The sequence below is a fragment of the Desulfosudis oleivorans Hxd3 genome (assembly GCF_000018405.1).
GTDB classification, from domain to species: domain Bacteria; phylum Desulfobacterota; class Desulfobacteria; order Desulfobacterales; family Desulfosudaceae; genus Desulfosudis; species Desulfosudis oleivorans.
This window is the reverse complement of the sequence record NC_009943.1, coordinates 1,749,062-1,762,546: the sequence shown is the minus strand read 5'-3', so window position 1 is coordinate 1,762,546 and position 13,485 is coordinate 1,749,062. Positions and strand designations below refer to the sequence as shown.

9 protein-coding genes are annotated in these 13,485 nt (G+C 58.2%); 4 read left to right on the top strand and 5 right to left on the bottom strand.

Features of this window, described 5'->3' with window-relative positions:
* Positions 1-32 precede the first annotated feature (32 nt).
* From DOLE_RS07580 to DOLE_RS07570, 3 genes are all read right to left on the bottom strand, one after another.
* Entirely contained in the window at positions 33-1,643 is a 1,611-nt protein-coding gene (locus DOLE_RS07580) for an AMP-binding protein (RefSeq protein WP_012174893.1), read from the bottom strand.
* Between the two features lie 133 nt (positions 1,644-1,776).
* Positions 1,777-3,030 carry a thiolase family protein gene (locus DOLE_RS07575; RefSeq protein ID WP_012174892.1) on the bottom strand — a complete coding sequence of 418 codons (1,254 nt, stop codon included), beginning with the start codon at positions 3,028-3,030 and terminating at the stop codon, positions 1,777-1,779.
* 193 nt (positions 3,031-3,223) lie between these two features.
* On the bottom strand, positions 3,224-3,598 hold the full coding sequence (locus DOLE_RS07570; protein ID WP_153304390.1) for a hypothetical protein: 375 nt from the start codon (positions 3,596-3,598) through the stop codon (positions 3,224-3,226).
* 85 nt (positions 3,599-3,683) lie between these two features.
* Here DOLE_RS07570 and DOLE_RS17260 point away from each other — a divergent pair, with 85 nt between their 5' ends.
* The 4 genes from DOLE_RS17260 (at position 3,684) to DOLE_RS07550 (ending at position 9,434) form a co-directional block, all read left to right on the top strand.
* Positions 3,684-6,464: a sigma 54-interacting transcriptional regulator gene (locus tag DOLE_RS17260; RefSeq protein WP_012174890.1), complete on the top strand. Its 2,781-nt coding sequence runs from the start codon at positions 3,684-3,686 to the stop codon at positions 6,462-6,464.
* A 68-nt stretch (positions 6,465-6,532) separates the two neighbouring features.
* Positions 6,533-7,471: an MBL fold metallo-hydrolase gene (locus DOLE_RS07560; RefSeq protein WP_153304389.1), complete on the top strand. Its 939-nt coding sequence runs from the start codon at positions 6,533-6,535 to the stop codon at positions 7,469-7,471.
* 81 nt (positions 7,472-7,552) lie between these two features.
* A complete protein-coding gene (locus DOLE_RS07555; RefSeq protein WP_012174888.1) occupies positions 7,553-8,368 on the top strand; it encodes an MBL fold metallo-hydrolase in 816 nt (271 codons plus the stop codon).
* A 172-nt stretch (positions 8,369-8,540) separates the two neighbouring features.
* Positions 8,541-9,434, top strand: coding sequence for a TIGR01777 family oxidoreductase (locus DOLE_RS07550; protein WP_012174887.1), 894 nt, complete (start codon positions 8,541-8,543; stop codon positions 9,432-9,434).
* Positions 9,435-9,446: 12 nt separating this feature from the next.
* Here the strand turns inward: DOLE_RS07550 and DOLE_RS07545 are convergent, their stop codons facing one another.
* Entirely contained in the window at positions 9,447-11,261 is a 1,815-nt protein-coding gene (locus DOLE_RS07545) for a hypothetical protein (protein ID WP_012174886.1), read from the bottom strand.
* Between the two features lie 127 nt (positions 11,262-11,388).
* A complete protein-coding gene (locus DOLE_RS07540) occupies positions 11,389-13,473 on the bottom strand; it encodes an ASKHA domain-containing protein (protein ID WP_041280433.1) in 2,085 nt (694 codons plus the stop codon).
* Positions 13,474-13,485: the final 12 nt, after the last annotated feature.

Here is a 13,485-nt window from a genome sequence, read left to right as displayed (position 1 = left end):
GTTGTCCTTTTTCGATCAGGGGGTCAGCCGTGTCAGACCCGAATCACGTTGGGGGCATTGGGGTCAAACTGCTCTTCCAGCACCCGGGACAACATCTTTTCGGAAATGGTTTTGGGAATCTCGTCGACGATCTGAAAATAGGTGGGCACGGAGTTGCGCTCCAGTTCCGCCAGGCAGGTCTGCTTGACCCCCTCCACGTCCACGGTTCTTCCCGCAAAGGGCGCCATGGCCGCCACGATGTCGCTCTCGCCCGGGGCACCCGACGCGGCGGGCACGCCGTACACGCAGACCTCGGACACCGACTCGTGCTCGCCGATGATCTTTTCGATCAGGTCGGGCTGGACAAAATCGCCCTGGCGGCGGAGCCCGCCGCCCTTGCGGAAATCAAAATAGAAAAAGCCATCTTCGTCCTGGTGACAGATGTCGCCGCTGCGCAGCCATCCGCCACGGGTTTTCTCTTTTGATGCGTCGGCCTTGCCGTAGTAGTTCACCTCGGTGGGGCCGTTGACCATTCTGCTGATCAGCTCACCCCGAGCGCCCGGCGGCACATCGTTGTCGTTTTCGTCCACAACCTTCATCTCCACCAGTCCCTGGGGCGGCTTGCCGAATGAACCGACGGGACCGGAGCCCGGCGGGTTATGGGCCAGGCCCCCTTCCACCGCCGCGTACCATTCGTGAATTTTGACGCCGAACCGTTTTTCAAAGTCTTCCCAAATGGCCCGGGGCGTGCCCGCGCTGATCACCTTGCGTACCGGGTTGTCCGCGTCATCGGGCCGGGGCGGTTCGTTGTAAATGCCAGCCATCATGCCGCCCAGCAGGGAAAAAGTGGTGCAGCCGTACTTGCGACAGATGTCCCAGATGTTGCTCTTGGTAAACCGCTCGCTGATCACGGCGGGCAGCTTCTTGGCCAGGGACGGCATCAGGGTCACGGACTGGGCGTTGCCGTGGGTCAGGGAGAGCCCGGTGTAGGGAATGTCGTCGGACTGATACTGCCACAGGAAATCGGCCATGAAGGAATAAATAAGGAAGCGGTCTGCCTTGAGCACCACGCCCTTGGGGTCGCCGGTGGTGCCGGATGTGTGAATGATCTGAGCCGACGCACCTGCGTCAAAAGGCAGTGCCTTGTCAGGAATGTCGGTGTTGCCGGTTTCCAGAAGCTCGTTTAAAACCGGGTAGGCGCTGTTTTCCGGAACCTTGTGATGGGCCTTGTACAAAACCCCCACCACCGGCACATCTGAAATATCGGCCTTGATCTCCTCCAGGCTTTCCATAAACTGGTCGGCCACGAGAATGCCTTTGGATTTGGTGTTTTTGATCTGAAAGGCCAGCTTCCGCCCCCTGGACCGGGGATCAATGGGCACGGCCACGGCGCCGATGGAAACAGCGGCGAACAGGGCGTAGATAAACTCCGGATGGTTTTTCATAAGCATGGTAAAGGTGTCGCCCTTGCCGATGCCCGCCTTGAGCAGGGCATGGGCCGTGCGGTTGGTCTGCTCGAACAGATTTTGATAGGAGACAGGCTCTTCGGTGCCGTCCTCATTGACAAACCGCAGGGCCACCTTTTCCGGATCGTCGATCTTCAGGTTGACGGCCTTGAAGATGGACAGATCTTCGATGTTTCCTGATTTGTTTACATCCGACATGTTTCCCTCCTTGTTTCATTAAACAGGCAGCCCACAGAACCCGGAAAGGCCCTGCCGCCTGGACTTGAGCACATCAGAACGAAATTGACACCTGAACACCTTCCCATGGTCACGGCCTGACGGACGCAGTGGATCAGAAGTCAGCCTGAAGAATGGTGATCACCATGGCCGCTTCTTCGATGCCGATGTTGCCGCCGCCGTTTTCGGCCAAAGCAATACGGGCCCCTTCCACCTGCCGGCCGTCAGCCTCGCCCCGCAGCTGCCACACCAGCTCGGCGATCTGGCCGGCGCCGGTGGCACCCACGGGGTGGCCCTTGGACTCCAGGCCGCCGGAGGGATTGATGGGCAGCTTGCCGCCCAGCGTTGAGTGACCCTGCTCGGCAAAAATTCCGCCTTCGCCCCTGGGACAGAACCCCAGGGCCTCGGTGTTGACCACTTCGCCAAAGGCCGTGGCATCGTGGAACTCGGCCACGTCGATATCTTCAGGACCGACACCGGCGGCCTCATAGGCCACCTTTGCCACCCGCTCACCGATGTCGGGATCATCAAAGCCCCGGTCCATGCCGCCGCCCACCACCGTGGACAGGATCTTGACCGGCTTGGAGGCCCCCAGTTTCTTGATCATCTTTTTAGAACACAGGATGGCCGCGGCCGCGCCGTCGCCCACCGGCGCGCACATGGGAAGGGTCAGAGGATAGGCAATAGGCTGGGCCGCCAGCACCTCTTCCACGGTAAAGGGCTTGCGGTACTGGGCATAAGGGTTGTTCACACTGTGGTTGTGGTTTTTGGAGCTGACAACGGCCAGCTGCCGCTGGGTGAGGCCGTACTTGTCCATGTGCAGCCGGGCTCCCATGGCGTATATTTCCATGAAGGCACTACCGCCCTTGGACTCTTTTTCTTTCTTGGTTTCTCCCCTGGCCTCGGCCTCCTTGCGCTTGCGTTCGGCATCGGCCTTCATGGCCTGGACCAGCATTTCGATGACCTCCACGTCGGCAGAGGCGGAAAAGAGCTTGAGCCGTTTTTCCCGGTCATCCATGTACATTTTTTCCATACCAAGAACCAGGGCCACGTCATGAAGGCCCAGGGCAATGTCCATCCACGCCACCTGAAGCGCGGTGGCCGATGAACAGCAGGCGTTTTCCACGTTGGTGACGGGAATGCCGCCGATGCCCATGGCCCGCAGCACCACCTGACCCCGGATCGACTCCTGGCCGGTGACCAACCCCTGGTAGGCATTGCCGACAACAGCCACCTGGAGCTTATCCTTGGTAATACCGGCATGTTCCAGTGCCCGGTTGGTGGCGTCGGCGGCCAGGGTTTTCATGTTCTTGTCCATGTGCTTGCCAAATGGGGTCATGCCCACGCCGATCACATATACATCGCGCATTGTTCAGCTCCTTTTGTAGATGACAGATGGTTGGTAATTTTAAAGCCAAAAACAGTGAATTTTGTGCAAGAAGCATACCGCTGCCCGATAAAAAATAAACACCTGTTTTTTAATGCATAAACATATAAGCCAATCCGCCAATGTCCATATAAGGTCACAAGAATGTCCATATATGAACATTCAGGTTGATTTTTTAAAACAACCGGGTGACAATCCGGTCATGAAAAATTGTTAACTTCGACAGCGATAGCGATACCGATACCGACAGCGATACCGATTGGAAAGGAACAACAATGCCGGACAGTTTGGGGAAATCGATAAATAACACTGAAACAAAACATTGCTCCGACAGTGGCCGGTAGATGATTCCGCCCGTTGCAGCGCAGCCGAGCGCAAAGGCTTTTTCCGGAAGCAGGCGGGCAGGTTGTTTGAGCACCGCGAAGCGGGCGAGTTCCTGCCCGCCCCGGAAAAAGCCTTTGCGCGAGGGAAGCCGAAGGCCAAGCTGCGGGGCGCGCTTCTTTTGGTACTTTTCTTGGCGCCAAGAAAAGTACACTGATAAAGAGAACAAACAAAACGATCAAAGTCCATAAATTTCGATTTCGATACCGATACCGATACCGACAGCGATACCGATTTTGATTGGAAGGAGGAAGATGAATCCTGCACCCCCGCCTGCCTATACTGAAGAAGCGGCCCGCCTGGAGGTGGACCTGGCCCGGGCGGCCCTTGAAACGGCTGACCGGGAGGCGGCCCGGATCCATTTTCACAACGCGGTGGCCCGGCTTGCCGCCGGGGACCGGCCGGAAACCAGCCATGTGCTGGTGGCAGCCACCCTGGAGCTTTCCAACCTGAACTTTATTCTGGGCAAAGGGTTTGGCCAAACCATCCCCTTTCTCCAGGCGGCCCTGAAAGCGGCCGAACACCTGGGCGACCTTCGCTCAAAGGCCATGATCAAGCTGCACCTGGGCCGGCACTACTATTTTTCCAACCAGCGGTCGGCGGCCATTCCTTTTTTTCAACAGGGCAAAACCGAGGTGGAAGCCCTGGGGGACGAGGACATTCAGGCCGGCGCCGCCGAATTTGTCGGCCTTTACCACCACCTTCAAGGCATGTTCACCAAAGCCATCGCCTACTTTGAAGCCGCGGTGGAACGGTTTGAAACCACTCAGGGGCCCCTGGTACCCAACCCGTCGGCCCCCATGTGGCTGGGCTACTGTGCCGCCTACCTGGGCCAGTTTCACCGGGCCATCGGCACCCTGGACTACTACCGCCGCATGCTCCTGGAACGGGGAGACCGGGCACTTGCGGCCACCACCCGGGCCGTGCTGGGTATTGTCCTGCTGGAACTCAAGAAGAACAAGGAGGCGGCCATTCACCTGTCCGGCGCCATTTCTGAAGGGGAAAAGACCGGCAACGACCTGGCCCTCTATTTTGCCAGGGGCGGCATGGCCTACTACCACTTTGCCGAGGGCCGGCTGGAGGAGGCCAACCGCTACATCACCCACGCCATTGTCGAAGGGACCACCGCCGGCCTGGTCCGGCAGTATGCCACGCCGATTTTTCTGGAGATGGGGTTTGAACTCTACAAGGCGGGCAAGCCCATCTTTTCCGAAACCGAGATGCAGCGGGAAGTGATGCGCATCATGCGGGAACCCAACATTCATTTAAAGGGCGTGCTGCTGCGGCTGATGGCCGAGCAGCGCCTTTTTCTCGGTGCCGAGCCCGAAACCGTTGAAAAGGACCTGAACGCCAGCGCGGAATACCTGGCGCAGTCGGGCACCCCGGTACAACTGGCCAAAACCCGGTTTACCCTGATGCGCATTCACCTGAAGCGGGACGACCCTGCCGAAGCCCGGCGCCAGGCCCGAAAAGCCTGGAAAGAACTGGCCGGCTACGGAGAGACCTTTTTCCCGGACGACCTTCGCCACCTGCTTGCCGAAGAGCCGGCCCGGGAACCGACGCCGGAGGTAAAGGAGGAATTCCTGCTCCGGTTTATCGACATCATTTCCGAGCTCATGCCCGGCCCGGCGCCGGACCGGCTGTTTACCCGGCTGGTGCAGGCCACCAACCGTTACTTCGGCGCGGAACGGGGCGCCCTGTTCTGGTTTTCCGATACGCCGAAACAGACACCGGCCCTGCGTGCCGCCTGCAACCTGACCGAAACCGAGATCTTTTCCAACGCCTTCCGCTCCAATCTGGCCCTGGTGTTTGACGCATGGCGGGAAGGCCGGTCTATCCTGGTACGTCGGGGCGACAGGTCCGACGATCCCTACCGGGAAAAGGCGATTCTCTGCCTTCCCTTTCAAATCGAGGGTAAACCCAGGGGCGTGCTGTACCATGACAACGCCTATGTAACCGACTGTTTCAACTTCCTCGACCCGGCCCAGTTAAACCGGCTGGTCCACACACTGGGCAGCTATATCGAACACGCATGGGATCTTTCCCGGGGATTTGAAAAACTCCGGCCGCCACTGGCCGTGCCCTCCACCGTCACCGGAACGGTGGAGATCGTGGGGGAAAGCAGCCGGATCAAGGCCGTGCTGACCCAGGTGGACCAGGTGGCGCCAACGGACAGCACCGTACTGATCCTGGGTGAAACCGGCGTGGGTAAGGAGCTGGTGGCCCGGCGAATACACCAGCAGAGCCGCCGGTGCGATATGCCCCTGATCGTGGTGGACCCCACCGCCATACCCGAGGGCCTGGTGGAAAGCGAGCTGTTCGGCCATGAAAAAGGGGCTTTCACCGGCGCGGACCGCCAAAAAAAGGGGCTGCTGGAACTGGCCCACCAGGGCACCCTGTTTATCGACGAGGTGGGTGAGATTCCCAAGTCGATCCAGGTCAAGCTGCTGCGGGCGCTCCAGGAAAAGACCATTCAGCGCCTGGGCGGCACCAAGCCCCTTTTCTCCGACTTCCGGCTGATCGCCGCCACCAACCGGGACCTGGCCGGGCAAGTAGCTGCCGGCCGGTTCCGGGAGGACCTCTATTACCGGCTTAACGTCATTCCCATCACGGTGCCGCCCCTGAGGGAACGGAAACAGGACATCGTTCTTCTGGCCGCCTGTTTCCTGCGGCGCCACAGCCTGCGCCACAACCGGCCTGCAATGGTGCTGAGCCCGGAAGTCCAACAACGGCTTTGTGCCTATCCATGGCCGGGCAATGTGCGGGAGCTGGAAAACGTGATTGAGCGCGGGGTACTGCTCTCCACCGGAGACCACCTGGAACTGGACCTGCCCGCGGGCCATACGCGGCCCGGGGCCGATCCGTTTACCGACCTGCCCACCCTTGACGAACTGCAGCGGCGCTATATTCACCACGTGCTTGAAAAAACCGGGGGCAAAATCGCCGGGCCAGACGGGGCCGCCAAAATCCTTGGCATGAAACGCACCAGCCTGTATAACAGAATGAAGCGGCTGAATGTGCGGGGAAACCGGTAACGATTCGATACCGATACCGATTTGGATAATAAGGAAACGCAGTGCAAGAGGTTGCTCCCAACATTTTCATGATCACTGAACAAGGGGCCATGGGCGCCCTTATGCCGCCGGTCAACCTCTACGTGCTGGCCGGTTCCGACGGCTTGGTCTTTGACACCGGCTACGGCAGAAAGGCCATTCTGGAACACCTGGCAAAAGAGATGGAACGGATTCAGGCCGTGATGGCCGCCCGGGGCACACCGTTCGCCGTTACCCGGGCCCTTCCCAGCCACTCCCACCCCGACCACTTTTCAGGCCTTGGTTACCTGAAAAAGCGCTTCGGCATCCAGTCCATGCTCACCCCAAAAATGGCCGTCAATCTCGACCCGGCAAGATACCGGCGCCGGGCCCTGGCCTACTGGAAGTATGACATCGGCCTTCGAAAAAAGATGACCCTCACCGCCTACCTGGCCGTTATTCAATCCCTGCTGCTGGGCACCACCTTTATCGACCGGCCCGACACCTTTGTTGAGGAAAACAGTCAACTGACAATCAACGATGAGCCGTGGCAAATACTGCCGGCACCGGGTCACTGGGACGATCATGTCGCCCTGTACAGCGAAGATCGGGGCATTCTTTTTTCCGGCGACACCATTCTGCGCTCCATCACCACCTGGCTGGGTCCGCCCCTGTCGTCCATCTCCGCCTACACGCAAACACTGGAACGAATTCTGGCCCTGCCGAAACTGGACCTGATTTTAAGCGCCCACGGCAGCCCCATCAGAGAACCCCGGCAACGCATTCGCCAGATTCTGGCCCACCGGGCCCAGCGCACCGCCGATGTGCTGGCCGTGATCGCGCAAACCAGCGGCAGGGGGGCCACCATCAATGAAATCGCCGGCGCGCTTTACCGGGATGAGCACGCCCAGAAGCGGAATCTCGCCGACGGCTGGATCATTCTCACGCTGGAGGAGCTGGCAAGGGAAGAAAAAATAGAGGCCGTGGGAAACCGGTTTTTTGCGGCCTGAAAACAGACGGGGCTTCCTCTGGAGCTCTGCTTTTTATGCGGTGAATTTAAATTTTTAGTCGCTGCCAAAAAAGAGGTGACCATGAAAATTCATTATATGAACTGCGCCACCATGTTTCCGAAGCTGGCAAAATGGTTTGCGCCCCATCTTGCCACCGTACCCTCCATCTGTCTGCTGCTGGAAACCGGCACAACCTGCATCCTGATCGACACAGGTTTCGGCACCAGAGACATGGCCGATCCCCTTCGCCTGGGCCCGGCCAATCGCCTGCTCAACGCACGGCCCGACATTAAGGACACGGCCGTCTACCAGGTCGAACAACTGGGCATTGCCCCGGAAAGGGTGACGCATGTCATCTGCACCCACCTGGACAGCGACCATGCCGGCGGACTTTCCGACTTTTCCCATGCCCGGGTACATGTCCTGAAACCGGAATATGATGCCGTGTTTTCACCGGAAAACAGCGGAGAAAAACACCGGTACCGCCGGTGCCAGGTGGAGCATGGTCCGGCCTGGGTCCTGCACGATGAAAACGAGCTGTCGCCGGACCCATGGTTCGGCATGGAGTGCATTCGAAATATTTCCGGCCTTCCTTCTCAAATTGTGCTGGTACCCCTGCCGGGCCACACCCGGGGCCATTGCGGCGTGGCCCTCGAAACCGAAAAGGGCTGGGTATTTCACTGCGGGGACGCCTTCTATGTGAAACATGAGGTTACAGGGAAAACACCCCTGGGCGTCGCCTTTTTCCGGGCTGTGGCCCACACCTACCGGTTACAGGCCGCAAAACAGGTGGAACGGTTAAAAGCCTTGGTGGCTGAAGCGAAAGACCGCGTCACCCTGATCGGCTCCCATGATCCGGTTTCTTATAAACAATTTATCAAAAAACCGTTACAATAGTCTCTGTCTTTGGGATTAAAGGTAGAAACCGGACGACGCCGTAAAAAGTTCAAGTTCAAGGCGTCGCAAGCCCCGAGGAATGAGGCGTACTGAACGTACGCCGCAGTGACGAGGGGCGTAGCGCAACGCAGAAATTGGGCTTTTTACGGCGTCGTCAAAAAAGGAGGGAATCATGCACATCCTCATCACCGGCAGTTCCGGTTTTGTCGGCACCCACATGACGGCACAACTGCTGGACATGGGCCACACGGTCACCGGCGTGGACCGGTCGGCCGGCATGTTCCGCCATGAAAAGTTTGCGTATGTCCAGGCCGACACCACTTCCTCCGGACCGTGGCAGGAGTCCGTGACGGCAGCACAGGTCATCATCAATCTGGCCGGGGTCAATATCTTCCGGCGCTGGACCAGGGCCTATAAGCAGCTGATCTACGACAGCCGCATCATGACCACCCGCCGCGTCGTGGAAGCCCTGCCTGCCGACGCATCGGGCATTACCCTGTGCAACACCTCGGCCGTGGGATACTACGGCGACGGCGGGGATGAGATATTAACGGAACCGGGCACACCCGGCGCCGACTTTCTGGCCAGGGTCTGCGTGGCCTGGGAAAAAGAGGCGTTTGAAGCCGGAAAAAAAGGAGCCCGGGTGGTGGCCACCCGGTTCGGCGTGGTGATGGGGCCGGGCGGCGGAGCCCTGTCCAAAATGGTTCCGGCCTTCCGCCTGTTTGCCGGAGGGCCCCTGGGTTCCGGCAATCAATGGTTTCCCTGGATTCACATTGACGACCTGGTTGCGGCCATGGTGTTTGTGGCCACCCATGACAAGGTAAAGGGACCGGTCAACTTCTGCGCGCCCAACCCGGTTCAGAACGCCGATTTTGCCAGAACCCTCGGCCGTGTCCTGAACCGGCCCGCTTTCTTAAAAGTGCCCAAATTCGCGCTTAAACTGGCGGCCGGTGAAGTGGGGGGGCTGATTCTAAACAGCCAGCGGGCCGAGCCGGAAAAACTCATGGCCAACGGCTTTGTCTTCCGTTACCCGGAGCTGGAGCCGGCCCTGCGGGCATCGGTATAAAGCCGTCTGGTTTCAGGTGCGGCTCCTCAATCGAAAACGCTGCCAGCATACCATCCCAAACACGAGGAAAACCACTGCCACAGCGCCCCCGGTGATCCCGTTTGCCACGCGCTGCAGAAAAGAGACCTTGAAAGGAAACGGCTGATATCGGGTAAAGGCATACGCATCTTCGATCTGATCCACGCGAAAATGATCGCCCGGCCGGCATCCGTTGGCTTCCGGGAAAACAAAGCAGGCCGGATTCTTGATGTTCAGATATCCGTTTTCAGCCGCCAGCACCGGCCCCGGCCTTATTCCCCTAAACGGAAAGGTCTCCAGAAAATATCCGAATATGGAGTCGTAACAGAACATCTGAGACTGATGATCTGTCATCGTGTCATTCCGGTTGATCCGCCAGTCCACCCTTCCGTTCTCGTCGACGCACGCGCCGATATGGGTGATCATTGGCCGCACCTCCCCGCTTCTCACTGCGTGATAGGCGTCAACAATAGACTCGGGCGAATACCTCTGTGAATGATAGTACGCCCGGTCCGCCGTCATGTTCATGAGGATCACCGCTGCCGCGCCCGCAGCAGCCAGCACGGAGCGTGTTTTTAGAGAAACCGGGGTTTTTTCCATGGCAATGCCGGCCATGAGAATAACGACCGGGATATACATGCAGAACCACCGGACGCACTGGGTGCTGTTCTTGATGATCGGAACGGTTTTCAACCATTCACCCCACACCGGATAATATGTGTTCAAAAACACGGGGACTGCCATCAACAGGCAGACGACAAAAAAAAGAAGCCCGCGTTTCAGGGAAAAAGCGAAGCGGCGTTCGTTAACAGGTCCCTGCATCAAACGAAACACCACTGCGGCTGCCACCACGACAAGCGGTACCGGGGTCAGGCCGAAATCAAACTCGTGCGGCCCCAGGGGATACGGCTGATGGATCATGCGGCTCGTGAAAAAAATATGGGCCGATCCGGTGAAAAGGGCCCGGTAAACGGCGGAAAGCGTATCCACGATACCATCGAACTGGGGCAATGCGTAATGGGTCCGGGGAAAACGATTGAGAAAATGAAAAATTGCGGAGAGCTTGGCGGCGGACAATGCAAGGGCAAGAAAACAGGCCGTCAGGTACTGCAGCATAAAAATCTTTGTGGAGAACCGATCGGGACGGAGAAGAAGGCAGATCAGGCATACAACCAGAACCGTCAGCACAAACGCCGGCAGAACCGACTGCGCTCCTGAATAGAGCATATAGGTAATGATCAGTCCGGCCGCGATTGTATCCCCGGTAAGCATCCATCGCCCCCATGCTCCGGCAGGCCGCTGCATCAGCAGCAGAACGGCGCACCAGGGGACCAGCATGAATGAATGGTAATCGATATGACCGATCCGCATCCTGGAGGCAAAAAAACCATTAAACAGAAACAGCGTGGCGCAGAAAACCGCAACAGACACCGACACGCTGAAGCCCCTGCGCATCAGAACAAAAAAGCCTATAAACCCCAGTACGCCGAACACCATCCAGGTGCAGATAACAGCAGCAAGCGGGTCCATCAGAAAAGTCAGGAACTGGGGCACGGAATAAAAATGATTGACCGGATGGGCAAACACCGGGGCCCCGCCGCAGAAAGCCGGGGAAAACCAGTAAACCGGCCAGAGACCGTTGGTCTTAAACCAGAAATAGCCGTCCAGCAACTGGGGCAGCTTCAGGCCGTAATCATTACCCAGCATCCCGCTGCTGTTCGGAAAAAAGGGGATAAAATTAAAATAGAAAAAAATCCATGCGGCAACAGACGCAGACAAAAGCAGGATACAGGATTTCAGCCTGAGCATCTCACAAAACCCGGGAAAAGATTGGAAGGATATTTTTGTTTATCATCATCCGAATTAAAATCGGCGGGCGGCACCTGCAGCTTCTCGGGCTGTGCAAAGGCACCAGGAAAAATAGCTGTCGATATTATCAAGGCCTTTTTGAGCGTCTTACCGAAGGAAAATCTTCCAGATTCGTATGGGGTAAAAAAAGCGCTGATGTAAATTCGCTCATAAACTCGTTGTTGCTGGAAAAATCCACGTAGGTCATGCTGTTGCACACATGAACCGCCTCCTTGCGGTGTTTTTCCGAAAGCAGGGCCATGTAAGCTCCGGCGGCAGAGCTGTTGCCCATGTACTTGAATTTTGCCCGGTCGATGTCGGGCAGCAGACCGATGGTAATGGCCTTTTCAATGTTTAAAAACTGGCCGAACCCGCCGGTGATGATCACCTGATCAAGCATGGAAAAATCAATGCCTGCCTGGCGCAGCAGCACGGTGAAGCCGGCATAGACCGCGCCCTTGCTGCGAATGATGGTGTCGATGTCCGACTCGGTAAACACGATATCCTGGCCCACGGATGTCTGGTCGGCCGTGGCCACAACAAAGGCCTTTTCATCGCCGATGGCGGCCATGCGCGGATGGTCCGCGTCCAGGGCAAATTTGCCGTTGGCCTGAATGACACCGGTCATCAGCATCTCGGAAATCAGGTCGATCATGCCCGACCCGCAGATACCCCGGGCCGGTTTGCCGCCCACCACTGAAATTTCAGACACCATGGTATCTTCGTCAATTGCCACTTTTTCAATGGCTCCCTCCTCGGCCCGCATGCCCCAACGCACGCCGCCGCCTTCAAAAGCCGGTCCGGCCGAGCAGGAAGCGGTAAGCAGCCACTGGTTGTTGCCCAGCACGATCTCGCCGTTGGTCCCCACGTCGATGAACAGGGTCATGGCCTCTTCCCGGTGAAACCCGGTGTAGATCAGGCCTGAAACAATATCACCACCCACGTAACCGGCCGGGCCGGGCATGATAAACACCGCCGCGTCCGGATCGGCCTTGATCCCCACTTCGATGGCCTTGAGTATGGGAAACTCCGAAACGGTAGGAACGTAAGGTTCACGCCGGATGTTGCGCGGCTCGATGCCCAGCAGCAGGTGGGTCATGACGGTGTTGCCGGCCAGGGCGATGTTGGTGACCTCGCGGCGATCCCGGCCCGCGGCAAACAGTGCTTCATTCAACAGGCCGTTGATGGTGGCAAGGGCCATGGTGCGCAGCTTTTTAACGCCGTCCTTTTCCGAGCACACAATCCGGTTGATCACGTCATCGCCGCAGGCCGCCTGCCGGTTATGCCCGGCGGTGGCGGCAATCACCGTGCCATCGGTCATATCCACTAGGTAGACCACGATGGAGGTGGTGCCCACGTCAATGGCCAGGCCCAGGCCGGGACCGGCCGAGTTCCCGGCATTTAAACCCACCACCTCATTGGAACAGCGCTTCTTCAGGATATGGGCCGTGACATGGAAGTTCTGGCTGCGCATGACCGAGGCCATGTCCCGCATGACCCGGAGCCCCATGTTCATCCGGTCCAGATCATACCCCTGCTGCTTGAGCCCCCGGTTCAGCCGGTCCAGGTCGCTGACCGCATCGTCCATGGTAGGCGGCGCAAGCTCCAGGGACACCGACTCGTGCATGAGGGTAATCTCCGCAACCAGTCCCTTTAACCGGTCGGTCACCTCGGCGCCCATGCCGGCCACCTGGAGTTTCTTCTCCAGCGTCTCCTCGGGAATGCGCACCGTCACATCCCCGGAAAGTTTCGCCTGGCAGGCCAGCACGTAACCGGTTTTCTTTTCATCATCAGTAAGCAGCGGCGTTGAAGGATGGTCCACCTTACCGGAAACCACCACCAGCTTGCACTTGCCGCAGGAGCCCTTGCCGTTGCAGGAGGCGTTTAATGGCACATCTCCGCTCTTTGCCGCGTCCAGCAGGGTGCTGCCGGCCGCCAGGGTGACCACCTGATTGTCGGGGTGAAAAGTGACGGTACACTCCTTCTTCTCCTCAGCGCCAACATCATCCAGTCCGCCGCTGTGTTTTGTCATAAACCAGATCGGGCATGACGACCGGAACTTGCAATAGAGCTCAGGGTCACGGCACTTGAGACACTCCTCGCACATATAGGTGCCGTGCTTCAGGCAGGCATAGTTGGTATCCCGGTCCGGGTGGTTTACGCATTTTCCCATGATGTGCTTCCT